Consider the following 26,600-nt stretch of genomic DNA (forward strand, 5'->3'; position numbering starts at 1 on the left):
CTCCACCAAAATAAAGGGGCAACGCCGGGCACGGGAGGGTCGTCTTGACACATTTACCGTTTCCTACGCCGGAATTGCCCGGATCAGGTTCGATGGGTTAATGCGCGAACATCTCTCAGCCTTAGAGGCACCCCAACGGTTGGCACCTACATCACAGGGGTTGGCAGAGGTTTCAATATCCAAAATGTAAGTTCTGGATAGGAAAACTGGACTTATCATGTATTCCAGATGCAAAAAGGGCCACCCTTTTGACAAGGCGGCCCCTTCTTTTCAAAACCAAGAGTACTTAACCCTTCATGCCGTCCCAAAAGGATTTGACGGAAGAGAAGAACGATTTGCTCTCAGGGTTGTTGTCTTCACTCAGATCCTCAAACTCTTGCAGGATCTCTTTTTGACGTGCTGTCAAATTGACCGGCGTTTCAACAGCCAGCTCAATAAACATATCACCAACGCCTGCACCACGAAGGGCTGGCATACCTTTGCCACGCAAACGCATCTGACGCCCTGATTGGCTACCGCCCGGGATTTGTACGCGACCACGCCCGCCGTCAATCGTGGGAACTTCGATAGCCCCACCCAACGCAGCCTTGGCCATAGACACCGGTACGCGGCAATAAAGGTTCACCCCATCGCGTTCAAACAGATCGTGCTGCGTCACCTCTACAAAGATGTAGAGATCACCCGGAGGACCACCGCGCATGCCAGCTTCGCCTTCGCCAGCGAGACGAATACGCGTACCGGTTTCAACGCCAACTGGAATGTTGACAGACAGCGCGCGGTCTTTTTCGACACGACCTGCACCCTGACACGATTTACATGGGTTCTTGATGATTTGCCCTAAACCCGAACAGGTCGGGCAAGTACGTTCAACCGTAAAGAACCCCTGCTGTGCACGTACTTTCCCCATGCCCGAACAGGTCGGGCAAGTAGTGGGTTCTACACCACCTTCGGCCCCGGTTCCGTCACACGAAGAACAGCCCACGGCAGTCGGCACATTGATGGTCTTTTGCATGCCCGCAAAGGCATCATCCAGTGAGATCCGCAAGTTGTAACGCAGGTCAGACCCACGCGCTGCACGACGACCACCACCGCCTTGACGTTGGCCACCCATAAAGTCGCCGAACAGATCATCAAACACATCCGAAAACGCAGATGAAAAATCGCCGCTGCCAAAGCCTTGGCCCGGTCGTTGCTGACCGCCACCGCCCATGCCGTTTTCAAAGGCGGCATGACCAAAGCGGTCATACGCTGCTTTTTTCTCTTCGTCTTTCAGGACCTCATACGCTTCGCCAGCTTCTTTGAACTGAGCTTCGGCGTCAGGGTTGTCTGTGTTGCGGTCAGGGTGAAGTTCTTTGGCCTTTGCGCGAAAGCCCTTCTTGATCTCAGCCGCAGACGCGCCCTTGGACACGCCGAGCACATCGTAATAGTCACGTTTTGACATCGGTTTTTCCTTCTGCCTCAACGAAATCGGGCCGGTCCGGATCCCGGACCGGCCCAATTTGGCCCGGTTTACCCGTTACTTACGTTTGTCGTTGTCCAGATCTTCGAACTCCGCATCGACGATATCATCTTCGCCCGGACCCGCATCTGCAGCTGTTGGCTCTTCGTCAGCCTCGGCTTGGCTCGACTTATAAATTGCCTCACCCAGCTTCATCGCAGACTCGGTTACGTTCTGGATGCCAGACTTGATCTTTTCGGCATTGTCCGTTTCGATCTCGTCTTTCAGCGCAACAATTGCCAGCTCGATGGCTTCGATTGTGGTTGGATCCACCTTGTCCGAATGCTCTTCCATCGACTTTTCAGTCGAATGGATAAGGCTCTCGGCCTGGTTTTTCGCTTCGATTAGCTCACGACGTTCTTTGTCAGCCTCGGCATTTTCTTCGGCGTCCTGAACCATCTTTTCGATGTCCGCGTCCGACAAACCACCAGACGCTTGGATCGTGATCTTTTGCTCTTTGCCGGTGCCTTTATCAGACGCCCCAACCGATACGATACCGTTGGCATCGATATCAAAAGTCACTTCGATCTGCGGCATGCCGCGCGGTGCGGGCGGGATGCTTTCCAAGTTGAACTGACCCAGAATCTTGTTGTCTGCAGCCATTTCGCGTTCGCCTTGGAACACGCGGATAGTCACAGCATTCTGGTTATCTTCGGCAGTCGAGAATACCTGAGATTTCTTGGTCGGGATCGTAGTGTTACGGTCGATCAGGCGTGTGAATACACCACCCAGGGTTTCGATACCCAAGGACAATGGCGTCACATCCAACAGAACCACGTCTTTGACGTCGCCCTGCAGAACACCGGCCTGAATGGCAGCACCCATCGCAACAACTTCGTCCGGGTTCACACCCTTGTGCGGCTCTTTGCCAAAGAACTTTGTCACTTCTTCAACAACGCGCGGCATACGGGTCATACCACCAACCAGAACGACTTCGTCGATCTCGTTTGCGGACAAACCGGCGTCTTTCAACGCAGCCTGACAAGGCTTGATAGAAGCTTTGATCAGATCACTAACCAGAGATTCCAGCTTGGCGCGTGTCAGTTTCAGAACCATGTGCAACGGCGTACCCGAGGACGGATCCATCGAGATGAAGGGTTGGTTGATTTCGGTCTGGTTCGCAGAAGACAGTTCGATCTTGGCTTTTTCAGCAGCTTCTTTCAGACGCTGCAGGGCCATTTTGTCTTTGGTCAGATCAACGTTGTGTTCTTTTTTGAACTGCTCAGCCAAGTAGTTGACGATGCGCATGTCAAAGTCTTCGCCACCCAAGAAGGTGTCGCCGTTGGTCGATTTAACTTCGAACAAACCGTCGTCGATTTCCAGAATGGTCACATCGAAGGTACCACCACCAAGGTCATATACCGCGATGGTCTGGGTTTCTTCTTTGTCGAGACCATAGGCCAACGCAGCCGCGGTCGGCTCGTTAATGATACGCAGAACTTCAAGGCCAGCGATTTTACCGGCGTCTTTGGTCGCCTGACGCTGCGCATCGTTAAAGTACGCGGGAACGGTAATAACCGCCTGCGTCACGTCTTCGCCAAGATAGCTCTCGGCGGTCTCTTTCATTTTACCCAGAATAAACGCTGAGATCTGCGAGGGAGAGTACTTCTCACCCTTGGCTTCGACCCATGCGTCACCGTTGCCACCATTGATGACGTTGAATGGCAGGTTTTTCTTGTCTTTGGCCAGATGCGCGTCGTCATTACGACGGCCAATCAGGCGCTTAACACCGAAAACGGTGTTATCAGGGTTGGTGACGGCCTGGCGTTTTGCCGGCTGACCTACCAGACGCTCGTCGTCGGTAAATGCGACGATCGACGGAGTGGTGCGTGCACCTTCTGCGTTTTCAATAACCCGGGGTTGCGAGCCGTCCATGATGGCAACGCAGCTGTTTGTGGTCCCGAGGTCAATACCAATAACCTTGCTCATGCTTTGATCCCTTTTCTCTTCAAGGCGATTACCCGAGGCCTGAACCCATTACGGCATTCTGGCCCCGATCCGTGTTGCGCAATAGCACTACACCATCGCGCGTCTCGGCGTATATAGGGACGAGACAAGAGGGCTGCAAGCACTGTGAAATGCGGCTTTTTGTGATTCTTCGTCCTTTTTTGGCAAGGCTTTGATAACGAATGGAGCTTCTTTCATGACCCGACTTGTTCTCCGAGGGTTTGAGATTCACAAAACAGCGCTGAATAACGCTTGGCAGGCAGAACTGATTCAGGCGCTGCGCCCTATTCTGAAAACCGCCCCTTTGTTTTCCCCCACGACCCCGAAAGGCAAACCGATGTCGGTCAGAATGACGTCTGCCGGGGACCTGGGCTGGACATCTGACGCAGAGGGATATCGCTACGCCGACGCCCACCCAAAAGGCACAGAGTGGCCAGATATCCCGCAGCGTATTCTGGATGTTTGGCGGCTTGTAACCCAACAAGATCGCCTGCCCGACAGCTGCTTGATCAACTATTATGGCGAAAAAGCAAAGATGGGGATGCACCAAGATAAGGATGAAGCAGATTTTTCTTGGCCGGTGGTATCTATTTCGTTGGGGGACGATGCCCTCTTCCGTATGGGCAGCGCAACGCGGGGTGGTAAATCAGATTCGATCTGGCTCAGCTCAGGGGATGTTGTTGTAATGGGTGGCGAAGCTCGGTTGGCCTATCACGGGATTGACCGGATCCGATACAAATCTTCCCGCCTGCTCCCCAAGGGGGGGCGCATCAACTTGACCCTGCGTGTTGCGGGTTAAGGTGCTTCCAAGGAGCAGCAGCCAGAATACCCAACCAACCCATCCGGTTGCTGGATGAACAGATCGACGGACAAGCCATAGGCCCGGTCTGACATCCCGTCAGAACAAGCTGACAGATGCAGTGTGGCAAACATCGATGCGGTTTGTGAAAGCGCATGCCATCCTAATGTGGAGGGAGGCCGCCCCTGCGGTACAGCACCCGCCTCCAATTCAAACAGATCTGGGGACTCACCAAGCGAATCAAACGAAATTGCACGCTGCGCCGGATCAAAACCGAGCGACCAAAACGGCTCCGTCCCAGAACACGACAAGGGTTGATTTAAGCTGTGCCAAGCGGACTGATCCATCCGGCGCATAAACCGCATCGCAACCCATCCAGCCCCTTCACCCTGAGAGATCAACCCCCACTTTGCAGCATCATCTATCAAGACGACTTCAATCTGCTTTTGATCAGGTACCAAAGTTCCAACTTTGGGTGAGCCCGCATTTGGGGCACTTCGAACATTCAGAACATCATCAGCGGCAACACCCGTCACTTCATACAACGCCGGGAACGTTTCCGCCCAAGCCGACCCGCAAAGGGAAAACAACGCAATCGCAAGAGCGGGAATCTTCATCGGCGTGCAAACCAGCTAACAGACACATGCCGACGGGTATAAAATTCGCCCATCAACCCCAACATCAACAAAACCAACCCTACACCCAACGCATAGTGCCAATTGCTATTGTGCGGAAAGTAGTTGCGGAACACAAACCCACGGCACTGATCAATGGCATGGAACAAAGGGTTCCAATCAAAAACCTTCAACATGAAAGTTGGCAGCGCATTTGCAACAAACATTTTGCCGGATGCGATCATATTGGCACGTTGGTATAGTGTAGACATGATACCAACAACTGTCGGGAACCAAGGCTTCAAAGCCAAGAAAATCAATCCAACAGCACATCCCGTAAACCAGGCCAAAATCAGCATACCAAAGGCGCCACCTGGATCATCAATTTCGATTGGCCTTACAACCACATGGTAGCCAAAAAGAATGATGCTAAGCGATAAAAACTGCGTATAAAGTGAACTAAACGCAGCCGCAGCGATGGCGATAATGGTGTTCATCGGCGCGTGCTGCATCATTGGACTGTTTGGCCCTTCAGCCCCGGCAACAGCCCCGACAGCCTTGATGTGCGTCATGTAAAGGAAAATTCCAGACATGATATACAGCACGAAATCACCACGCAGCGCTGACCCCCGCATGCCCAAAATCATAAACAGCATGTAGAACGCACCAACAAAGATCACGACCTGCAACATGTTCTTGCCCAAGGCGATAATCGCATTGCTGTGCCCAGACCGAACACTCCGGACCACCGCATGATAGATCAGCTCACTCATTGTGAGCGCGCCGCTCAGAAGGGAATCATGACGTCGATAACGAAACATATATGTGGTCTTTCTCGTAGCACTGCTCAGAAACTGACACGGAATTCTTGCTGTTCCGTTTCTTGCAAAGCATAAGAACATCAGTCTCTCAGATCAACAAATCACGAAATCGGAGCATTTTTGTGACCTATGACGACCTAATTCCGGTAATTCGCACGCTGGCGCTTGAGGCCGGTGACAAAATCATGGAAATTTATGACTCAGCCGATTTCGGGGTTAAGGTCAAATCCGATAACAGCCCTGTCACTGCCGCAGACGAGGCCGCGGATGCGTTAATTTCCGACGGGCTGCGCGCCGCTTTTCCTGATGTGATGCTGGTAACCGAAGAACAGGCTGAGTCGCATTCAACAACCGGCGATACGTTTCTGATCGTTGATCCGCTGGATGGCACCAAAGAATTTATCCACCGCCGAGGTGATTTCACGGTGAACATTGCGCTGGTTGAAAACGGCGTGCCCACACGCGGCGTCGTTTATGCACCTGCAAAAAACCGTATGTTCTATACTCAAGCAGATGGGCAATCGGTGGAAGAAACTGGCGCGCTGGACAAAAACACTGTTGGCGAGATCACACCGATATCCGTATCAGATGCGGATAACGCCGCATTGCTGGTGGTTGCCTCCAAATCGCACCGCGATCAAGCGACCGATGATTACATCAACAAATACAACGTCAAAGACAGCAAGAGCGCCGGGTCATCGCTCAAGTTCTGTTTGATTGCGACAGGCGAGGCGGATCTTTACCCGCGTGTAGGCCGCACCATGGAATGGGACACAGCCGCGGGTCACGCTGTTTTGACCGGCGCCGGTGGGCAGGTTGTGCGGTTCGATGACCACAGCCCGCTGAAATACGGCAAAGATGGATATGCCAATCCGTTTTTCATCGCTTTGGCCCCCGGCGTTGACCTGAAGGAGGCCTGATGTCTGTTCTGATCGCAATCCCCGCCCGCTATGCATCAACCCGTTACCCCGGTAAGCCGCTTGTTCCGTTGACCGGTGCCTCTGGTCAATCGCAAACTCTGATCGAACGGTCTTGGCGTGCAGCCAAGGCAGTGTCAGGCGTCGATAAGGTTGTTGTCGCCACGGACGATGACCGAATTCGCGAAGCTGCAGAAGCGTTTGGCGCCGAAGTTGTCATGACATCGGAATCTTGCGCAAACGGAACTGAACGCTGTGCTGAAGCGCATGCCGCTTTGGGGGGTGATTTCGACATCGTGGTAAACCTGCAAGGGGATGCACCTTTGACACCGCATTGGTTTGTCGAAGATCTGGTAACCCGGCTGAGGAACGCGCCAGATGCGGGTGTCGCAACACCAGTCTTGCGCTGTGATGGCACCGCACTGAATGGGCTTTTGAATGACCGCAAAGAAGGGCGCGTTGGTGGCACTACCGCTGTTTTCGCCCAAGACAACAGCGCGATGTACTTTTCAAAAGAAGTGATTCCGTTCACCTCCAAGACCTACGATGACGCCGACGGGACCCCTGTTTTTCATCACGTGGGTGTCTATGTTTATCGCCCCGAAGCGCTTGCGGCTTACCCGACATGGGAAACCGGCCCGTTGGAAACCCTTGAAGGGTTGGAACAGCTGCGGTTTATGGAAAATGGTCGCAAGGTTCTGTGTGTTGAGGTTGCCGCAAAAGGGCGTCAGTTCTGGGAATTGAACAACCCCGAAGACGTTCCCAAGATACAGGCCATGATGGCCGAAATGAATTTGGATTAAGAAAGTACTTTTATGTCTCATGTTCTGGTTACAGGGGGCGCGGGCTATATCGGCTCTCACGCGTGCAAGGCATTGGCCCAAGCGGGATTTACACCCGTTACTTACGACAACCTCATTACAGGTTGGCAGGATGCCGTTCAATTTGGCCCGTTTGAACAGGGTGACCTGCTGGATCGCGGCAAGCTGGATGAGGTGTTTGCCAAATATGACCCGGTCGCTGTCGTGCACTTTGCCGCTCTCAGCCAGGTCGGCGAAGCGATGTCAGAACCCGGCAAATACTGGTCCAATAACGTAACAGGCTCCCTGACGCTGATCGAATCAGCCGTTGCCGCGAACTGTCTGAATTTCGTCTTTTCATCAACCTGCGCCACCTATGGCGAACATGACAACGTGGTGCTGGACGAAACGACACCACAACATCCGCTGAACGCCTATGGGGCCTCTAAGCGAGCGATCGAAGACATCTTGCGTGACTTCGAAGCCGCATACGGATTGCGCAGTGTTATCTTTCGCTATTTCAACGTCGCCGGTGCGGATCCCGAGGCGCAGGTAGGCGAATTCCATCGCCCTGAAACACATCTCGTGCCGCTCATTCTGGATGCGATTGACGGGAAGCGCGATGCGTTGACCGTTTTCGGCACAGATTACGATACACCAGATGGAACCTGCATCCGTGACTACGTGCATGTTTGCGATTTGGTGGATGCCCATGTTCTGGGCCTAAAGTGGCTTCAAGATGACAAAGGCAGCCGCGTGTTCAATCTGGGAACCGGCACAGGGTTTTCTGTGCTAGAGGTCATGGGCGCTGCCAAAGCCATGACCAACCACCAAGTTCCTTTCAACATTGGGGCGCGTCGGGCGGGTGATTGCACCAAGCTTGTTTCAGGTTCGACACGGGCAGAACAAGAACTAGGGTGGTCTCCGACCCGCTCAACGCTTGAGACAATGATCACCGATGCGTGGCGATGGCACCAGACCGGGCATTACAACCACTAGGACAGGCATGACGCAGACCACCACCGCAGAACTGGACAACCTTGGATGGGCAGATGCCTATCGTCTGCGGTGGAAACGTCGACGGTTGCTGTGGCGCTCTTTTCGCAGTCGCCATCAATTGTCGCTCGTCACAGATCGCACGGATCAGATCAAACCCAATGATGTGCTCGCGGTCATGACCCAGCGCAACGAAATCACACGCCTGCCCTACGTGCTGGACTATCATCGCCAATTGGGTGTGCAGCATTTCCTGATCGTCGACAACGACAGCGACGATGGCACACGCGCTTTTTTGACGGAACAGCCTGATGTTTCGCTGTGGCACACGAAACACAGCTACCATGCCGCCCGCTTTGGTTTGGATTGGATGACATGGCTGCAAATCAAGTACATGGACGGGCATTGGTGCCTGATGTTGGATGCAGACGAGCTATTGGTATATGCCCACCACGAAAGCCGGGCCCTTCAGGACTTAACCGCTTGGTTGGAACAACAGGGGCGTCACAGTTTCGGAGCCCATTTGTTGGATCTATATCCAAAGGGACCGCTGAACGGGTGCTCCTATACCGCTGGCGAAGACCCTGTCCGCGCTTTGCCTTGGTTTGATGCCGCGCCGTATCGTGCACAGCGACAACAGCCTTTGAGCAATCTATGGGTCCAAGGCGGCGCGCGCGAACGTATGTTCTTTGCCCAAATCCCTAACCGGTCACCCACATTGAACAAAATCCCCTTGGTCAAATGGAACAGGCGCTACGCTTATGTAAACTCATGCCATTCAGCCCTGCCCCGACATCTGAACAGCACATACGAAGGCCCGGGCGGAGCATCCCCTTCTGGCGTCTTACTTCACACCAAATTCCTACCCGAGATTGTTTCCAAATCCGCGATCGAAAAACAGCGTGCACAACACTTTCATACGCCGTCTGATTTTGATGATTATTATGACCAGATCACTGAATCGCCCGACTTATGGACAACAAATTCCACGCGTTATACCGGTTGGCAACAACTGGAATCTTTAGGCTTGATGTGCTCTGGTGGGTGGTGACACCCAAGAATAGATCTTGGCAACCTAAATATGACGTTATGACAAATTCATTCCCCATTCGTAACTCTTTCTAAATCCGTTGATTCCATGAAAGAAAAGATGACATAAGTTGATATTCGCCCCGTTTTGTCCTGTTACACGACGTATTCGGTGCTAGGGGCGGTAAAGTGAAAGTTGGATCGACACGTGAGCCTTTGGGACTCCTATCGGATGAGAGTGCGGCGCCGGCGTCGCCTGTTGCGCTGCATGCGCAAGTCCAGAGAGTTGCGCTCGGTTCAAAACAACTCCGCCGCCATTCGCCCCAACGATGTCATTCTCGTCAGCACCTTTAGAAATGAAAAAGTACGACTACCGTATTTCCTGCGGTACTACCGCGATCTGGGTGTTGATCATTTCCTATTCGTGGACAATGACAGCACCGACGGAACGCTGGATTATCTAAACGGGCAGCGGGATGTTTCTGTTTGGAACACCAAACACAGCTACAAACGCGCCAATTTTGGCGTCGATTGGATGAACTGGCTCCAGCGCACATACGGCAATGATCACTGGACGCTGGTGGTCGACCCGGATGAATTCTTTGTTTATCCGTTCTGCGATACACGGCCCATTCAGGCATTGACCGATTGGCTCGACAATTCGTCAATACGCAGTTTTAGCGCCATGCTTGTTGATGTGTATCCCAAGGGAAGGCTGGACGAGAACCCATATCAGGAAGGGCAAAACCCGCTCGAGATCGCAAGCTGGTTCGACTCTGGCAACTACACAATCAAAAAGAACGCGACTTACGGGAACCTTTGGATTCAAGGTGGCCCACGCAGTCGGGTTTTCTTTCCCGAAACCCCCAAAAGCGCGCCCGCTCTGAACAAAATCCCGTTGGTCAAATGGACCAAGCGATACGCCTACGTGAGTTCCACTCATGCGTTGCTGCCCCGTGGTCTCAATCAGGTTTACGATGAATGGGGCGGTGAAAAGGCCAGCGGCGCATTGCTGCATACCAAGTTTTTGGACACTTTCACCGCAAAAGCACAAGAGGAGCAATCCCGTAAGCAGCACTATGCTGGATCGCGTGAATACGCTGCATACGCCGACAAGTTGAGCGAGCATCCCGAGCTTTGGTGCAAGTGGTCTGAGAAATACATCAACTGGCGTCAGCTCGAAATCTTAGGTCTGATGTCCAAGGGGAATTGGGCATGACTATCGGGATCGTCATGCTGGTGCACAACACACTGGATCGCGCAGAACAAGTTGCGCGCCACTGGACGGCAGCAGGCTGTCCTGTTGTCATGCATGTCGACATGAATGTCCCTAAAAAGACCTTTGCCGCGTTTCAAAAATCCTGTTCCGACAATTCCCTGATCGTGTTCTGCAAACGCCATCGCTGTGAATGGGGCGCTTGGGGCTTGGTCGCAGCATCGCAATCAGCCTCTGAATTGATGTTGCAGAACTTTCCCGACGTTCGCCATGTTTACCTGGCATCTGGTTCTTGCCTACCGCTGCGCCCGGTTCAGGAGTTGATTGATTATCTCGCTGCCCGCCCGCGCACCGACTTTATAGAAAGCGCTACAACAGCAGATGTCCCTTGGACCGTTGGCGGCCTTGACCACGAACGATTTACGCTGCGGTTTCCGTTTTCTTGGAAAAAGCGGCGATTTCTGTTTGACCGATACGTTGATTTGCAACGACGGTTGCGGATCAAACGTAAGATCCCGACCGGCTTGATCCCACACATGGGCAGTCAATGGTGGTGTCTCACCCGCCAAACGCTTTCTGCCATTTTGCAGGATCCCGAACGTGAAACATATGATCGCTATTTCAAACGTGTCTGGATTCCTGACGAGAGCTATTTTCAAACCCTCGCACGGCAATATTCTTCGAATATCGAAAGCCGCTCTTTGACGCTGTCCAAATTCGATTTCCAGGGCAAGCCCCACATCTTTTATGATGATCATCTTCAGCTTTTGCGGCGTTCAGATTGCTTTGTCGCGCGCAAAATCTGGCCAAAGGCAAACCGGCTATATCAAGCATTTCTGACGGATCAAGCCGGGGCGATGAAGAAAACCGAACCCAACCCCGGAAAAATCGACCGCATCTTTGCCAAGGCCGTTGAGCGTCGGACCAGAGGGCGTGATGGGCTCTACATGCAGAGCCGGTTCCCCCGGCACGGCAATGAAAACGGATTGACCTCGAACCCTTATTCAATCTTTCAGGGTTTTACGGAATTGTTCGAAGACTTTGAACCTTGGTTGGCCAAAGCTACCGGCGCGCGCGTCCATGGCCACTTGTTCGGCCCTGAACGGGTGGAATTTTCAGGCGGTCAAACCCTAATCAATGGGGCTCTCAGCGACAGCGCGAAAAAGCGAGACTATGATCCGCAGAGCTTTCTAACCAGTCTGATCTGGAACACACGTGGTGAAAGGCAGTGCTTTCAATTCGGGCCGGCGGACACGCAAGATATCAATTGGCTTTCCGCACGTGACCCAAATGCCCAGATTTCAGTGATTGCAGGAGCCTGGGCCGTCCCTCTGTTCAAATCAAACCGAGATTTCGCGGATATCCGCAAAGAAGCGGCTTTGTTGCAAAAGATCGAAAGCGACCATTTGGAAATCTTGCGGTCAGTTTGGACCAAAGCGCGGGTGCGGATCTGGAAAATGGCCGAGTTTGTTGAGGCCCCGATGGAGCCGATCCAAACCATTGTGGATGAAATTGGCCCAACTATTCCCCGACGGCTATCCGAAGCCCCGACCATGGTGGATCTGACTGGATTTGGGCAGTTCCTGCAGAACCTTAAGAACCAAGGGATGCACCCCTACCTGATGGGGGACTTTCCTGTTGAACAAGCCCCCGTTAATATGAGCCGACCAAGCCGCAAACCCTATTTGGTGCGATAAATCTGAATGACCACGAACTTTGACTATTTCATCGTGTTTGCTGAAATGCGCACCGGGTCCAATTTCCTAGAAACCAACCTGAATGCCTTGGATGGGCTCAGCTGTCACGGCGAAGCTTTCAACCCGCATTTCATAGGGTATCCAGACAAAACAGAGATTCTTGAAGTGTCACAGGCAATGCGGGACTCAGACCCCATGTGCCTGGTTAACGCCATCCGGGATACTCCTGATAAGTTGAGCGGGTTTCGATACTTTCATAACCATGACCCCCGGGTTTTGGAGATCGCGATGGAAGATCCCCGTTGCGCCAAAATCATTCTGACACGCAACCCGTTGGACAGTTATGTTTCGTGGAAAATTGCCAAAGAAACCGGGCAATGGAAACTGACCAATATCAAGCGCCGAAGAGAAGCGCAGGCGACCTTCAATGCCAATGAATTCTCGCGCTTTGTAGAAACCTTGCAAGATTTTCAAGTCTTCTTGCTGAATACATTACAACAAACGGGCCAAACGGCATTTTATCTCGCCTACGAGGATTTACAGAGCGTTGATGTGGTGAACGGACTGGCCAAATGGCTTGGTGTTCCTAGCCAACTGGACGCTTTAGATAAAAGCCTAAAGCCACAGAACCCAAGCCCGGTCACCTCGAAGGTCGCGAACCTTGAGGAAATGACCGAAGCCCTAAGCGGGTTGGATCGCTTCAACTTAACTCGAACACCTAATTTCGAACCCCGGCGTGGGGCTGCTGTCCCAACTTATGTGCTGGGCGCGGTCACACCACTGCTTTTCATGCCCATCAAAGGCGGACCAGAACATCAGGTTAAACAATGGATGGCTGATCTGGACGGGGTTCCAACTGAGTCATTGATCACGGGCTTGAATCAGAAACAAGCGCGGCAATGGATGCGCGGCAATCAAGAAAACCGGCGCTTTACTGTGTTGCGTCACCCTCTGGCGCGCGCGCATACGGTATTTTGCAATAAAATCCTGTCCAAAGAGCGTGGCGCATTTGTCAAGATCAGGGAGACCCTGCGGAATCAGTTCAATTTACCGCTTCCCAAGGGCAAAATTGATTCCAGTTATTCGAAATCGGATCATCGCGCTGCGTTTGAGGTCTTTCTTGGTTTTCTCCGAATGAACCTCGCAGGGCAAACCGCAATTCGCGTGGACGGACGTTGGTGCACGCAAGCACAAGCGCTTAGCATGTTTTCCGAATTTGCCATTTTGGACTATGTATTCCGCGAAGATGAGCTGGCAACCGTCTTACCGCCGCTCGCTCAAAGATACGGGCACCCGGACCCAGCCGTGCCCAACACAGCCCCCTTGGATCAGCCCTACAGTTTGGCCGACATCTACGACGACAAGCTCGAATCCATGTGCGCATCTGTCTATCAGCGGGACTATCAAATGTTTGGGTTTGGGCCTTGGCGCCCGACCAACTAAGGACGCAGGGTGATTACAGTGCCATTTTTAACCATGGCATAGAGCTCTTCGATTTCATCATTCGTCACAGCGATGCAGCCAGCGGTCCAATCCGGCGTTTTCTTGGCCCGTGCCAGCTCTTTCAGACGGTTGGGTTGACCGTGAATAAAGATTTCACCACCCGGGCTTTTCCCCATGGCACGTGCTTCTGCAACATCGCGTGAGTTCGGGTACGAGATACCGATGGACAGATGGTAGCTGCTATTCGGGTTTCGGCGGTCAATCAAATACGTTCCCTCAGGGGTTTTGCCGTCCCCTTCGAAGTTTTTGTCACCTGCGGGTGCAAAGCCAAGATCCACATCAAAAGACTTCAAAACTTCATCATTGTGCAAGGCGTACAATTTTCGCGCGCCCTTGTTGACCACGACCGAAGTGACTTCGGGCCCATTGTAACGGCGAAATTTGCTCTTCCCGCTGCTACAAGCGGTCAAACCCAACGTAGCCACTGCCCCAAGGCCAAATACTCGACGATCCATTACTCAATACTGCCTTTTGTTTCTTTCTGCTCACATACGCTGTCTGTTCGCGCTGTCAAAATCACTTTTTTGTCTGACTACGTTCGGACACCATGGCTTCGATCGCTTCCAATCGGGCCAATACCTGATCCCGGTACGCATCCGTACGCTCGTGATCTTCTTCTTGGTGGGCATCTTGCATGGAATTCACGATTAAGCCCACCAAAAGGTTCACGACAGCAAAGGTCGTGATCATGATGAACGGAACAAAGAACGCCCACGCGTAGGGGTAAATCTCCATGACAGGACGCACAATTCCCATCGACCAGCTTTCCAACGTCATGATTTGGAACAGTGAATAGGCGCTTCGCCCCAGATCGCCGAACCACTCAGGAAATGATGTGCCAAAGAGCTTGGTTGCGATTACAGCCCCGATATAGAAGATGATTGCCATCAGCAAAAATACGCTGGCCATGCCAGGAAGCGCGGTAATGAACCCTTCAACCACGCGTCGCAAGCGGGGCGCGACTGATATGACACGCAGCACCCGCAGGATACGCAAAGCCCGCAACACCGACAGACCACCACCACCTGGAACCAGCGCGATGCCGATGATGATGAAATCAAAGATGTTCCAGCCGTTGGTAAAAAAACGTCGATCCTGCGCGAACAACTTCATCGCAATTTCAACGATAAAGATCCCCAGACAAACACTGTCCAGAACTTTAACGAGTGGTCCAACTTTGGCCATAACGCTGGGAGACGTTTCAAGACCCAGCAAAATTGCGTTGAAAATAATCACCAGGGTGATGAATTGTCCAAACCGTGGTCCGGTGACAAAGGCATCTAATTTTTGCCTAAAACTCATAACCTGCTGCTCCTGACTGCTCAGTCGTTCATATGTGACAAGGTGAACGACGCTGCAAGTTCCACATGTGCAGACCAGCGAAACTGATCGACCACTTGCACCCAATTCAGGCGATACCCCGCCGAAACAAGTCGCTCGGCGTCCCGCGCAAACGTCACCGGGTTGCAAGAGACATAGGCTATCACTGGCCGCTTGGCCTGTACGAGTTCCGAAATTTGTGCTTCGGCCCCGGCACGCGGGGGATCCAACACAACAGCGTCAAATTTCGCCAGCTCATCAGGCATGAAGGGGCGACGGAACAAATCGCGTGTCGTTGCGGTGACCGCCTTTAGGCCCCGCGCCATGCGCCACCCCTGATCCAAGGCCGCCGTCATTTCGGCCTCGCCTTCAACGGTAAGAACCTCGGCCGTTTCCGCCAGCGGCAGACTGAAGGTGCCGCACCCGGCAAACAGATCAATCACCCGCTTTGAACCGCTGGTGATTTCAAGAACGGCGGCCAGCAACGCCTGCTCTCCATCCTTGGTTGCCTGCAAAAATGCGCCGGGCGGCGGCACAACCAACGCCGCGCCAAATCGCTGCCGCGGAGGGTTTGCCATGGCAATGATTTCGTCATCCCAAGCCAAGCGAGCCCACCCCTTATGGGCAATCACCTGCGCCAAGGTCATTTGCAATGGACCATCCAGCGGCTTGCCGCCGCGTACAGAAACGTCCAATCCAACTTCGGACAAAGTGAGCGTCACCGCCAGTTCACCTTTGCGACTGCCACCAATCATCGCCAACTCTTCGACCGATGGAATTGCCGCGATCAGCACCGGGTCCAACAATTGACAGTCAGGTATTTCGGTAATCACACCAGACGCACGTCCATGGAAACCAGCCAGCGTGCCCTTTTTCGTCCGCCGTACCGAAACGGTTGCCCGACGTCGGGACGCAGCTGGCGAAGTATGAATTGGGCGAAATTCGGTTTCTATCCCTTGCGCCTCGAGCGCTTTGCGTACAACGCCCAGCTTCCAATCCGCCACAAAACGGTCTGAGGCGTGCTGCAACTGGCATCCACCACAAGATTTGTAGTGGCGACAGGGGGCTTTCACCCTCTCATCCGAGGGCGCCTCAACCCGAATATCAGTGAGCTGACCGCCCTCCAATGTTCCAGAGACGATCTCTCCCGGCAATGTCCGAGAGGCAAAAATCGGGCCATCGGCGATCCCGTCGCCTTGGTGGCCCAGTCTGGCTATGTTGTATTGCTGGCTCATAGTAGCCTGATACCGGGGCTTGAGCTCCGGCAAAAGCCTTATTCTGCGGCTTCTGTCTGGATAAACCCGCCGGATTGACGGTGCCAGAACTGAGCGTACAAACCACCCCGCCCCAACAATGTCTCATGCGTGCCAGTTTCCGCAATTTGCCCTTGGTCCATTACAATGATCCGATCCATCTCGCTGAGGGTCGACAGGCGGTGCGCGATGGCCAACACAGTCTTGCCCTCCATCACGCGATGCAGAGCGGTTTGGATCGCCGCCTCAACTTCGGAATCCAACGCGCTGGTTGCTTCGTCCAAGACCAAAATCGGCGCGTCCTTCAAAATGGCGCGCGCAAGCGCGATTCTCTGACGCTGACCACCAGACAGTTTTACGCCGCGCTCGCCCAAATGGGCATCATACCCTTTGCGACCCTTTGCATCCTGCAACATCTGGATGAATTCATGCGCTTCGGCCTTTTGTGCCGCCGCTATGATCTGTTTTTCGGTCGCGCCTGGATTGCCATACAAAATGTTGTCGCGCGCAGATCGGTTGAACATCGCTGTCTCTTGCGTAACCATCCCGATATGGCGCCGCAAACTGTCCTGCGTAACAGCGGCAATATCCTGACCATCGATGCGAATATGGCCCTTTTCCCCATCATAGAGCCGCAACAACAACGACACGAGCGTTGATTTCCCGGCCCCAGACGCACCGACAATACCCAACTTTTCACCCGGCTTTATAGTCAGCGAAATATCCTGAATCCCGCCAACGTCACGACCATACGCAAAAGACAGCCGATCCAGTTCGATCTGACCACCAGCGACCTGTAACGCTGCGGCATTGGCGACATCTTCGACCCGGTCCCGCCGGGTGAGCGTTTTCATCCCATTCTCGATCTCACCGACACTGGAATATAGCCCCATCAGCGTAAAACTAACCCAGCCCGTCATTTGGGCGATCCGAATCGACACTGCACCGGCTGCTACAACATCACCGGCCGTGGCATTCCCGACCTTCCACAACAACAGCGTCGCACCAATCAGCAACACAGGCAAAACCCCCGCCAATGTCATCAACAGAATCCGGAAACTGGCTGACATACGGCCAAAATCTATCGCCTTGTCCCGCAAACCACCCATGGCATTGCGCGCCACGGTATCCTCGTGCTGAGAAAGAGCAAACAACTTAACCGTCTTGATGTTGGTGATCGTGTCGACCACTTGCCCCGTAACCAAGGCCTTTGCCCCGGCCCTGGCCGCTGACAGTTTCCGGGCACGCGGCATATACCAACGGATCAGGCTGAAATACGTAACAAGCCACAGCAAAAACGGGACTATGACCCATGGGTTAATAAGGCCAAGCAAAGCAAGTGACCCAACCAGCGACGCCAACGCAAAGACGATGGCACTTATCGCCTCGGACACAACCGAGCCGACAGAATTGGCTGTCTGCATCTGCTTTTGCGCAATCCGGCCTGCAAAATCATCATCAAAGAACGTGACGGACTGACCCAAGGTCCAACGGTTCAATTTAGCAAGAACCAAAGGTGGGATATTGGGCTGAACAATCATCGCGTTCGAAATTGAAGACAATCCAAACAACGCTGGTCGCACCAACAAGAAAAACGCGACGGACCCCACTATCAAACCGAGGTTCGTAGCAGAAAAGAAGACATCCGGGCCGTTGTCCACAGCGCTGTCGATCACAAGACCTAATACCCAAGCCGTGCCCGCCTCCATCACCCCGGCAGAGGCAGAAAAGAAGGCAGCCACAAACAACATGGGCCAAGCCCCGGCCAGACACCATCTGAAGAATGCGCCAAGGGTTTCAGGAGGTGGGGTATTCGTGGGTCTGAAGGGATCAATCAGATTTGCAACGTTCACTCTGCAGCCTCCGGTGTAAGGAAGCCACCTGATTGCCGTGCCCAGAATTGAGCGTATAGCCCATTCTGCGCCAGCAATTCATCGTGCCCGCCTTGTTCTACAATGCGGCCCTGATCCATTACCAAGATCCGGTCCATCTGCGCGATTGTGCTGAGTCGGTGCGCAATTGCGATCACCGTTTTGCCTTGCATCATGCCATATAGAGTATCCTGAATGGCAGCTTCAACCTCGGAATCCAGGGCCGAAGTCGCCTCGTCCAATAATAGGATTGGAGCGTTCTTGAGCACCACGCGCGCCAAAGTCACGCGTTGTCGTTGACCGCCTGACAGTTTCACGCCCCGTTCACCCACATGCGCATCATACCCAGTGCGACCCTGCGGATCCTCAAGATCCAGAATGAATTCATGCGCCTCGGCCTGTTTGGCTGCCGCTATGACCTCTTCTTCACTTGCGTCGGGGCGACCATACAACAGGTTGTCCCGCACGGAGCGGTGCAATAGCGAGCTGTCTTGCTGTACCATCCCGATATGACTGCGCAGGCTGTCTTGGGTGACATTGCGGATGTCCTGACCATCGAACAAAATTGTGCCCTTGTCGGCGTCATAGAACCGCAACAACAGTTTAACCAAGGTCGACTTGCCCGCACCAGATCGCCCAATCAGGCCAATTTTTTCACCGGCTGCGATTGTCAGATTGATCTGATCCAAGCCCCCCGTTTCCCGACCATAATGGTGCGACAAGTTCTGGAGTTCGATCTGCCCCCGATCCAACATCAACGGCTTTGCCTCAGGCGCATCGACCAGCGCAATTGGATTGGCGATGGTTTCCATCCCTTCAGCCACCACACCAAGTTGCCGAAAGAACGACGTCAGCGCCCACATGATCCAAGCAGTCATAGCATTCAAGCGCAACGTCAGCGCCGTTGCCGCAGCCACCACACCAACAGAGGCCTCACCCTGCATCCACAACATGATCGCCCAGCCAACAACGCCAACGATCAATACACCGTTCAGCGATACCAATACCGTGTCCATCACGGTAAAGATCCGCATTTCGGCCTGAAACGTTTTACGCGTGTTTTCAATCGCTTCCTTAGCATAAATCAGTTCATGATCATGGTGGGCGAACATCTTGACCGAATGGATGTTCGAGTAACTGTCCACTACGCGCCCCGTCACGGTAGACCGCGCATCTGAGGCGGCCTGAGAGGCGGGACCAACGCGCGCGACTGTCCATTTTACAAGCGCCGCATACAGCACAAACCAACCAATCAATGGCACCAATAACCGCACGTCCGCAGCCATCAACAGGATTGCAGCCCCGATCAGGTAGGCTATCGAGAATGAAATGGCGTCAAAAACCTGAAAAACCACCTCGCCAGCGGCAGGTGGGGTTTGCATGATCCTGTTAGCAATACGCCCGGCAAAATCATTTTCAAACCAACCAACGGACTGCCGCAGCACATGTTTATGCGCACGCCAACGGATCAGCGTTCCGAAATTTGGCAAGATAGAGTTATTCAGAAGCAACACATCTGCAACGTGCAGTAGCGGACGTACGAAAAGCACAAACAAAGCCAGAACAATGAATTCCGTCCCGTGATTGGTCCAGACTTCGGCAGGTGTGCCACCCAACAGGTCAACAATCCGACCCATGTAATAGATCAGACCAATCTCGACGGCGGCCACAACAAACGACAACAAGCCGGCCCAGAAAAACACCCGTAAGAACGGCTTGGAATAAGCCAACATAAATGGCCACAGCCGCGTTGGCGGTGTGTCTTCCTCTGGATAGGCGATATAGGGATCAACAAGGTTTTCGAAAAAGCGAAACATAACAATTGCTCCGGATGAGCTAAATTTTGGACGTGCGAAAGAGGCGGAGCCAAGGCACCACCCGAGCGGGGCGATCACCTCAGATTAAGTGAACCAAATCCCGTAATACATTCGCTGCCCTCCGTTATGTAGCACGCGAAACCTAGCTGCAAAGATCTAAGCTTGTCACTCAAAAAAATTAGGAATGGACGTTACTTTTTTTGGGATAGCAATTCTTCCCGCCCCAAAGTGAACCCCGACGCGATCCAAGCAGTTTCAAGCAGCTTTAGTCGCGCCCCAAGCGCCTGGCCCTGAAGGTCGGGCATCAGATCAACAGCCCGAATTGGAAACACAGCTAGGGCGCCCAGCGCAATCTGTTGTTCAACGTTGGGATCCCAAGGCTGTTCGAGCAAAGCTGAACGAACCAGCAACGAATCGCGCGCAAGATCGGACCCAAATCGATACGCCAACGCAGCAGCCATCAGGGTTGTGTCTAAAGCAGCTGTCCGAAGTCGCTTCAATCGCCCAGCTTGTGCCTTGCTCAATCGCAGCTGCGCCATAGGGTCGATATCACCTAGGACCGCTAACCGGCGTAGGCCGTCTGGTTCGACACCTGCTAAGAATTCATTGTGGACAACAAGGGCTAGCGCACGATCATCTGTGCCCGGCAAGATTGCACTCAACACTCCCGTCGACCTCATCGCAGCAACCGCTGGGGCCGGGTCTGTCGCCTGCAACAACTTAAGCAACTCACCCCCCACCCGTTCGCGCGATAGCGTTTCCAACCCCTCAAGGTTTTCAGCAATTGCGCCCAGCGCCTCGGGGTCTAGCCCAGCCGATTCATCGCCATACCATGCATGAAACCGGAAATACCGCATCGAGCGCAGGTAATCCTCTTGTATGCGATGGCGCGGATTGCCAATAAACCTGACACGTCGGGCCTGCAAATCCGGCAGTCCCTCAAGAGGATCTAAAATCTCTCCATCAGGACAGGCATAAAGCGCGTTCATAGTGAAATCGCGCCGTGCAGCATCTTCGGCGACGTCTGTAGAAAACGCCACAACGGCACGTCTTCCATCCGTTGCGACATCGCGACGAAATGTTGTGATTTCGTGCGGGATGCCATCCTGCACCAGTGTAACAGTCCCATGCTCTATTCCGGTTGGAATGGCGCGAATTCCCGCGGCTTTCGCCAGTCGCATCACGCGATCCGGAGTTGCATCTGTGGCGATGTCGATATCCGAGACCGGTACCCCCAACAACGCATTGCGCACGCACCCCCCAACAAATAGAGCAATTGCACCGTCACCCGTCAAAGCCGAGCATACCTTTTGTGTTGAAGGGTCAAATATCCATTTGTCTGAAATCCGGGTCACGGCTGCACCCTAGCTGCCAACCCCCGCAACATTCGCGCTGTTGCACCCCAAATATAATAGGGTCCAAACGGAACCGTAAAATACCGACGTCGCTGCCCGCGCCACCGCCGCGACTCAACAATGTAGTTATCCGGGTTCAACAGGTGCGCCAATGGAACCGAAAACACTTCTTCAACCTCACCCGCTTCGGGTGTGGGAACAAAAGGTTGGTCGATAATCGCCAGAACCGGTGTGACCTGGAATGAAGTTACAGTTTCATGCTCGGGTAATGGGCCCAGAACCATTGGCACCGTACGCGGCAAACCGATTTCTTCTTCGGCCTCGCGCAAAGCGGCAAAAACAACATCCTCGTCAGAGTCTTCCTGCTTGCCACCGGGAAATGCGATTTGCCCCGGGTGGTGTTTCAAGGCCGATGAACGCTTGGTCAAAATCACACGGGGTGTGTCAGTGGCTAACGACACTGCAATCAACACACCAGCAGGACGCAGACGCCGACCTTTAGGCAGCACAACTTCGGGATTCAGATCAAAATCACTTGATCCATGCCCCGGTCGCTCCAGTGCCGCCCTCAGATCGGATACGATGTCACTCACTGTCTAGCTGTTCCGCTTCGAATCCAACGGACTTGGGATCAAGCACATAATGCGCCCCACAGAACTGACAATCAGCAGTCACCTCGCCCTCGTCAGTGGTCATCGTGGCAATATCCTTGGCCGAATAAATGGACAGGCTTTGACGCACTCGGTCTTCGGAACAAGTGCACCCAAACTGCACTGATTGCGCATCATAGATCCGCGGCTGTTCCTCGTGGAACAAACGCACCAATAGATCGGTCGGTGCAACCGATGGGCCGATCAGTTCAAGATCTTCGACAGTTGCCAACAGCATGTTCACCCGGTTCCAGTTTTCGCTTTCTTCACCCGCAAGCAAATCTGCGGGTTTCAGATCTTCACCAGTGCCGCCTTCTTGCGCCACAAAGGGCGATGCTTTGGGAATGTGCTGCAACATAACGCCGCCTGCACGCCAATGCTCGGCCACACCGGGTGCCGAAGACTTTCCAAAACTCAGGTTAAACTGTGTCGGCAACTGTTCTGATTGCGCAAAATAGGCTTCGGCGCATTCACTCAACGTGGCTCCATCCAAAGAGGTAATCCCCTGATACGGCTTGTTGCCTTCACCTTGGTCGATCAGAACCGCGAAGTACCCTTCGCCGACCTGATCAAAAGGTACAGCATCCGTCAAACGATCTGCATCATAAGTCGCGTAGGCCCGAATTCGGGCTGCTTCACCCTCTTTCTGCGGCGCATAATAATCGGTTGCGATCATCCGCACAGCGCCCTTGGACTGCACCTGCAAAGACAGTTTCCACCGCAATTTGATCGTTTGACCGATCAATGCAGTCAACAGTGCCATTTCGGCAACCAGCGCCTCAACCTGAGGCGGGTAATCATGCTGCTTTAAAATGCCGTCAAGCACACCATCCAAACGGGCAACGCGGCCGCGCATATCTGGTAAATCAAGTTGAAAGGGTAGGACGGTGTCGTCCCACGCGATTTTTGATCCGATAGTCATGGGGTTTCCTTACACGCCACAGATTGGCATACCGCGTCCATATAGGTGGAACAAGCCGTGATAAAAGGGGTCATTACATGATCAGACGTTTTGGCGAAAGCCCTGAACCCGGCCAAAAGTACATTCGCCGTGCGGGCGCTTATGCGCTTTTACCGCGTCAGAGCTCTTTGTTAGTCACTTGGTATGATGACGGTAAAAACCCTGAATTGCAGCTTCCTGGCGGAGGCATAGACCCAGGGGAATCCCCGATTGCCGCCCTGCACCGAGAGGTTTTTGAAGAAACCGGCTGGCTGATCGCGACACCACGTCGGGTGGGAACCTTTCGGCGGTTTGTCTTTATGCCGGAATATGATCTCTGGGCCGAAAAAATCTGCATGATCTACCGCGCAATGCCGGTTCGGCGCATGGGCCCCCCTCGGGAAGAGTTTCATGAAGCGCGTTGGATGCACGCAGAGGCTGCAACTCAGGCGCTTGGAAATTCAGGAGACCGCTTTTTTGCCCAGCAACATGTCAGCTCCCTGAGATAGGAGCCAATGACAACTAGGGCCCGTTGTATTCAAAGAACGTCGCTGAAACATCATCTTCCATTCCATAATCTGGCGACATGACTTGCGACAATCGCCAGAATAAGTCGTCTAGAAACTCTGGCCCACCTTGATTAGGTTCACAGTCGTCTACCAGATCCAGCAACCCTTCAGGTTCCAACATCTCACCATTTTCCAAACGACATTCAGTAAAACCATCAGAATACAGCAGCAGGCGATCCCCAACTTCCAGGGTCGTTTCGAACTGTTCGAAGGGAATATCGGGTAGCAAACCGATTGGCACGCCCCCCTCACCCAAGAACTCTTTAGTTCCATCTTGGCGCAGGACCAGCGGATGCGGGTGCCCGGCCTGAACCATTTTTAGAACACCACTGCGCAGGTCTACGATGCCGTACACCATCGTAAAATACTCTTCGATCCCGGTATCTGCAATCAGCCGGGAATTGAGAGTGGCGGCTACGTCTTCTGGTTGACGAAGGGCGTAAAAGCGGTTGAACCGCCGCTCCATCGCGACGTTTTGCTCAAAGTAATGACTGGAAAGGTAACTCCCCAAGCGCGCAGTCATCATCGCAGACGTAATGCCGTGCCCGGAAACATCGATGCTATAAAATCCAACTCGGTTCAGGCCTGGTGAAAACATTCCAACCAGATCCCCACCGATGTGGCCACAAGGCTTTAGCAAAAGGCTAATCCGAGACGCGCCAAAATCACGCGTCAGCTCAGGCACTAGGGATTGCTGGATCTTCTGTGCCTGCTTTAAATCTTTGTCGATCGCGTCATGTGCCACTTTAAGGTCGTCCAACGCGGTAGCAATTAGACTGTTTTTGGCGGATAATTCCCGCTGCATCCCCAGAATTCGATCACCCGCCGAAATACGAGCACGCAACTCATCCGAGTTAACTGGTTTTATGAGGAAATCGTCCGCCCCAGCATCTAAGCCCTGAGCAACTTCGTTTTTCTCACTCTTTGACGTTAACAAAATGAAATAAGAATAGCGTTCAGATTTGAGTTGGCGAAATGCTTCACAAAACTCAACGCCGCTCATTCCCGGCATCATCCAATCGCTCAATACCAAATCTGGTGGATCGGCTTTGCAAATTTCCATCGCTGCTTCGCCGCTGTCAGCTTCAACGACGATGAACCCCCATTTTTTGAGAGAACTCGCCAAAATACGGCGCTGCAATCGGCTGTCATCAACAACCAATACCGTCCGGATCGCACCAAGCACCGGTTCTGCCTCCGCCACCAATTCCTTACCCTGGAGCACTTATCACGTCCTTACATTCAGTCCCGAAACTGACTGATCCGAAGATAGCCACCAGATCGTTAACAACGCGTGAAACCCGGCTTGAAATTCCCTTTCCTCCAGACGTTAACCAGACCTTTACGTAAAACGCTCTAACAAGGTATCGGCGCGCTGAAGAAGGGGAACAAAATGCTGGATTGGTCACGTGTGGGTGAGTTGCGCGACGAGGTTGGCGTCGAAGATTTTGGAGAAGTTGTTGCACTGTTTCTGGAAGAAGTCGGGGAAGTGATAACCAAATTGCAAGACAACACCGATCGATCCCAACTAGAACAAGATCTACATTTTCTTAAAGGCAGCGCCTTGAGTCTTGGTTTCGATACGTTTTCCAAGCTATGCCAAGATGGAGAGCGGCGGTCCGCAGGGGGATCTGCGGATTCAGTCGATATCGATGCAATCGTAAACGAGTTTACCCAATCCAGAGATGTTTTTTTAGCAGAACTTCCGAGCCGGTTCTGAGCACTAAATTACGAATTGCACCAAAGTCTCATCATTGGTGATATCTGTTAGCGCAAATCCAGCCTCATCTAATTTTGCGAATAATCGTACAAAATTCTCTGGTCTGCTGGTTTCTAAACCGATGAGGACAGAACCAAAATTTCGCGCCGATTTCTTCATATATTCAAAACGAGCGATATCGTCATCGGGGCCAAGGATTCCCAAAAACTCCTTTAGCGCGCCAGGCCGCTGTGGCAGCCGCAAAAGAAAATACTTTTTGACACCAGCATAGCGTTGGGCCCGTTCTTTGACTTCTGGCAAGCGTTCAAAATCAAAGTTGCCACCTGATGTGACGCAGACAACTGTTTTTCCACGAATGAAAGTCTGCACATCAGAAATCGCTTCAACCGCAAGTGCACCAGCAGGTTCAAGAACAATGCCTTCGACATTGAGCATTTCAATCATCGTTGCGCATATCCGATCCTCTGACAGCACAAGGACATCCGACAGATGACGGTTTTTGAGCAACTCAAATGGCTTAGCACCAATTTGGCCAACAGCCGCGCCATCAACAAATGTATCTACATGATCCAATGCGACGGGATGCCCCGCCGCCATCGCAGCTCTTAAACATGCCCCCCCGGCCGGCTCGACAAACAGACAATGCGTCCTTTCCCCAAACCATGTGCTAACCCCCGAAGACATACCGCCGCCGCCAACTGGTAACATGATATGATCCGGAACCTTCCCTAGTTGAGCTTCAATTTCAACGGCAAGAGACGCTTGGCCTTCGATTACATCGTCATCATCAAAGGGAGATAGAAAATGCCCCCCTTCGCGCGCACACCAAGCTTGGGCAGCGGCCAAAGTATCGTCAAAATAGTCACCAGTGAGGTGTATCTCGATGTTATCACCGCCAAAGATTTTCGTTTTTTGGATTTTCTGCTGCGGTGTGGTGACAGGCATAAAAATAACGCCCTTTACGTCCATATGCTTACACATAAAGGCCACGCCCTGCGCGTGGTTCCCAGCAGACGCGCAAACAAAAAGATCCTGGTCGGGCAATTTACGCATCGCGTTGAAAGCGCCGCGGATTTTATAAGACCGCACCGGGCTCAGGTCTTCGCGTTTAAGCCAGATATCCGCGCCAAACCGGTCGGATAAATGAACATTCCGCTGCAACGGCGTTGCAGGGAACACAGAACGCATCGCCTGTTCGGCAGCACGGGCACGGGTCATAAAATCTGTCATGCTGATTTCTGTGGCGCATCCCTCTCAAAAGGGCAAGG

24 protein-coding genes and 1 riboswitch are annotated in these 26,600 nt (G+C 53.0%); of the genes, 10 read left to right on the forward strand and 14 right to left on the reverse strand.

Annotated elements, in window-relative coordinates:
- Window positions 1-43 precede the first annotated feature (43 nt).
- A riboswitch (TPP riboswitch) is annotated at window positions 44-145 on the reverse strand.
- Window positions 146-286: 141 nt separating this feature from the next.
- Both dnaJ and dnaK read right to left on the reverse strand, forming a co-directional pair.
- Entirely contained in the window at window positions 287-1,441 is a 1,155-nt protein-coding gene (gene dnaJ, locus ABWV33_RS06465; protein WP_113823999.1) for a molecular chaperone DnaJ, read from the reverse strand.
- A gap of 75 nt (window positions 1,442-1,516) precedes the next feature.
- Complete coding sequence (gene dnaK, locus ABWV33_RS06470; RefSeq protein WP_113824000.1) at window positions 1,517-3,427, reverse strand: molecular chaperone DnaK; 1,911 nt, start codon at window positions 3,425-3,427, stop codon at window positions 1,517-1,519.
- Between the two features lie 214 nt (window positions 3,428-3,641).
- Between dnaK and ABWV33_RS06475 the strand changes: the two genes are divergently transcribed.
- The gene (locus ABWV33_RS06475; RefSeq protein WP_353329524.1) at window positions 3,642-4,244 is read left to right on the forward strand and encodes an alpha-ketoglutarate-dependent dioxygenase AlkB; all 603 of its coding nucleotides are present in this window, start codon (window positions 3,642-3,644) and stop codon (window positions 4,242-4,244) included.
- Here the strand turns inward: ABWV33_RS06475 and ABWV33_RS06480 are convergent.
- Together ABWV33_RS06480 and ABWV33_RS06485 are read right to left on the reverse strand one after the other, a co-directional pair.
- Window positions 4,241-4,861, reverse strand: coding sequence for an SH3 domain-containing protein (locus tag ABWV33_RS06480; protein ID WP_353329525.1), 621 nt, complete (start codon window positions 4,859-4,861; stop codon window positions 4,241-4,243). The genes ABWV33_RS06475 and ABWV33_RS06480 overlap by 4 nt on opposite strands.
- Entirely contained in the window at window positions 4,858-5,679 is an 822-nt protein-coding gene (locus tag ABWV33_RS06485) for an ABC transporter permease (protein ID WP_113824003.1), read from the reverse strand. The genes ABWV33_RS06480 and ABWV33_RS06485 overlap by 4 nt, the downstream gene beginning before the upstream one ends.
- A gap of 122 nt (window positions 5,680-5,801) precedes the next feature.
- On the opposite strand from ABWV33_RS06485, the gene cysQ reads away from it, so the two are divergent.
- From cysQ to ABWV33_RS06520, 7 genes are all read left to right on the forward strand, one after another.
- Entirely contained in the window at window positions 5,802-6,599 is a 798-nt protein-coding gene (cysQ, locus tag ABWV33_RS06490) for a 3'(2'),5'-bisphosphate nucleotidase CysQ (RefSeq protein WP_353329526.1), read from the forward strand.
- Window positions 6,599-7,399 (forward strand): 3-deoxy-manno-octulosonate cytidylyltransferase family protein, encoded by an 801-nt coding sequence (locus ABWV33_RS06495; RefSeq protein WP_353329527.1) that lies wholly within the window; start codon window positions 6,599-6,601, stop codon window positions 7,397-7,399. Before cysQ ends, ABWV33_RS06495 begins: the two co-directional genes overlap by 1 nt.
- 12 nt (window positions 7,400-7,411) lie before the next feature.
- Window positions 7,412-8,395, forward strand: a complete 984-nt coding sequence (gene galE / locus ABWV33_RS06500) for a UDP-glucose 4-epimerase GalE (protein WP_353329528.1) — start codon at window positions 7,412-7,414, stop codon at window positions 8,393-8,395.
- Window positions 8,396-8,402: 7 nt separating this feature from the next.
- Window positions 8,403-9,443, forward strand: coding sequence for a glycosyltransferase family 2 protein (locus ABWV33_RS06505; RefSeq protein ID WP_353329529.1), 1,041 nt, complete (start codon window positions 8,403-8,405; stop codon window positions 9,441-9,443).
- A 210-nt stretch (window positions 9,444-9,653) separates the two neighbouring features.
- Window positions 9,654-10,640 (forward strand): glycosyltransferase family 2 protein, encoded by a 987-nt coding sequence (locus tag ABWV33_RS06510; protein WP_353329625.1) that lies wholly within the window; start codon window positions 9,654-9,656, stop codon window positions 10,638-10,640.
- Window positions 10,637-12,334 (forward strand): DUF5927 domain-containing protein, encoded by a 1,698-nt coding sequence (locus ABWV33_RS06515; protein ID WP_113824009.1) that lies wholly within the window; start codon window positions 10,637-10,639, stop codon window positions 12,332-12,334. The genes ABWV33_RS06510 and ABWV33_RS06515 overlap by 4 nt, the downstream gene beginning before the upstream one ends.
- A gap of 6 nt (window positions 12,335-12,340) precedes the next feature.
- A complete protein-coding gene (locus ABWV33_RS06520; RefSeq protein ID WP_353329530.1) occupies window positions 12,341-13,777 on the forward strand; it encodes a nodulation protein NodH in 1,437 nt (478 codons plus the stop codon).
- Here the strand turns inward: ABWV33_RS06520 and ABWV33_RS06525 are convergent.
- From ABWV33_RS06525 to hslO, 8 genes are all read right to left on the reverse strand, one after another.
- A complete protein-coding gene (locus tag ABWV33_RS06525) occupies window positions 13,774-14,292 on the reverse strand; it encodes a L,D-transpeptidase family protein (protein ID WP_113824011.1) in 519 nt (172 codons plus the stop codon). The two genes, ABWV33_RS06520 and ABWV33_RS06525, sit on opposite strands and share 4 nt — an antisense overlap.
- A 61-nt stretch (window positions 14,293-14,353) precedes the next feature.
- A complete protein-coding gene (locus tag ABWV33_RS06530; RefSeq protein WP_353329531.1) occupies window positions 14,354-15,139 on the reverse strand; it encodes an ion transporter in 786 nt (261 codons plus the stop codon).
- 20 nt (window positions 15,140-15,159) lie between these two features.
- On the reverse strand, window positions 15,160-16,392 hold the full coding sequence (locus ABWV33_RS06535) for a class I SAM-dependent RNA methyltransferase (protein ID WP_353329532.1): 1,233 nt from the start codon (window positions 16,390-16,392) through the stop codon (window positions 15,160-15,162).
- Between the two features lie 38 nt (window positions 16,393-16,430).
- Window positions 16,431-18,263, reverse strand: a complete 1,833-nt coding sequence (locus tag ABWV33_RS06540; protein WP_353329533.1) for an ABC transporter ATP-binding protein — start codon at window positions 18,261-18,263, stop codon at window positions 16,431-16,433.
- The gene (locus ABWV33_RS06545; RefSeq protein WP_353329534.1) at window positions 18,260-20,098 is read right to left on the reverse strand and encodes an ABC transporter ATP-binding protein; all 1,839 of its coding nucleotides are present in this window, start codon (window positions 20,096-20,098) and stop codon (window positions 18,260-18,262) included. Before ABWV33_RS06545 ends, ABWV33_RS06540 begins: the two co-directional genes overlap by 4 nt.
- Window positions 20,099-20,289: 191 nt before the next feature.
- Window positions 20,290-21,453, reverse strand: coding sequence for a CCA tRNA nucleotidyltransferase (locus tag ABWV33_RS06550; protein WP_353329535.1), 1,164 nt, complete (start codon window positions 21,451-21,453; stop codon window positions 20,290-20,292).
- A complete protein-coding gene (locus ABWV33_RS06555; protein ID WP_353329536.1) occupies window positions 21,450-22,046 on the reverse strand; it encodes a CoA pyrophosphatase in 597 nt (198 codons plus the stop codon). Before ABWV33_RS06555 ends, ABWV33_RS06550 begins: the two co-directional genes overlap by 4 nt.
- A complete protein-coding gene (hslO, locus tag ABWV33_RS06560) occupies window positions 22,039-23,025 on the reverse strand; it encodes an Hsp33 family molecular chaperone HslO (RefSeq protein ID WP_353329537.1) in 987 nt (328 codons plus the stop codon). The genes ABWV33_RS06555 and hslO overlap by 8 nt, the downstream gene beginning before the upstream one ends.
- 77 nt (window positions 23,026-23,102) lie before the next feature.
- On the opposite strand from hslO, the gene ABWV33_RS06565 reads away from it, so the two are divergent.
- The gene (locus ABWV33_RS06565; protein WP_113824019.1) at window positions 23,103-23,552 is read left to right on the forward strand and encodes an NUDIX domain-containing protein; all 450 of its coding nucleotides are present in this window, start codon (window positions 23,103-23,105) and stop codon (window positions 23,550-23,552) included.
- 13 nt (window positions 23,553-23,565) lie between these two features.
- Here ABWV33_RS06565 and ABWV33_RS06570 read toward each other — a convergent pair whose 3' ends face one another.
- Window positions 23,566-24,837, reverse strand: coding sequence for a PP2C family protein-serine/threonine phosphatase (locus ABWV33_RS06570; protein WP_353329538.1), 1,272 nt, complete (start codon window positions 24,835-24,837; stop codon window positions 23,566-23,568).
- Window positions 24,838-25,005: 168 nt separating this feature from the next.
- Between ABWV33_RS06570 and ABWV33_RS06575 the strand changes: the two genes are divergently transcribed.
- Window positions 25,006-25,332 carry an Hpt domain-containing protein gene (locus tag ABWV33_RS06575; protein ID WP_353329539.1) on the forward strand — a complete coding sequence of 109 codons (327 nt, stop codon included), beginning with the start codon at window positions 25,006-25,008 and terminating at the stop codon, window positions 25,330-25,332.
- Window positions 25,333-25,335: 3 nt separating this feature from the next.
- On the opposite strand, the gene ilvA is transcribed toward ABWV33_RS06575, so the two are convergent.
- Window positions 25,336-26,562 (reverse strand): threonine ammonia-lyase IlvA, encoded by a 1,227-nt coding sequence (gene ilvA / locus ABWV33_RS06580; RefSeq protein WP_353329540.1) that lies wholly within the window; start codon window positions 26,560-26,562, stop codon window positions 25,336-25,338.
- Window positions 26,563-26,600 lie beyond the last annotated feature (38 nt).

This window comes from Phaeobacter sp. NW0010-22 (assembly GCF_040365955.1).
Lineage (GTDB): Bacteria > Pseudomonadota > Alphaproteobacteria > Rhodobacterales > Rhodobacteraceae > OMPR01.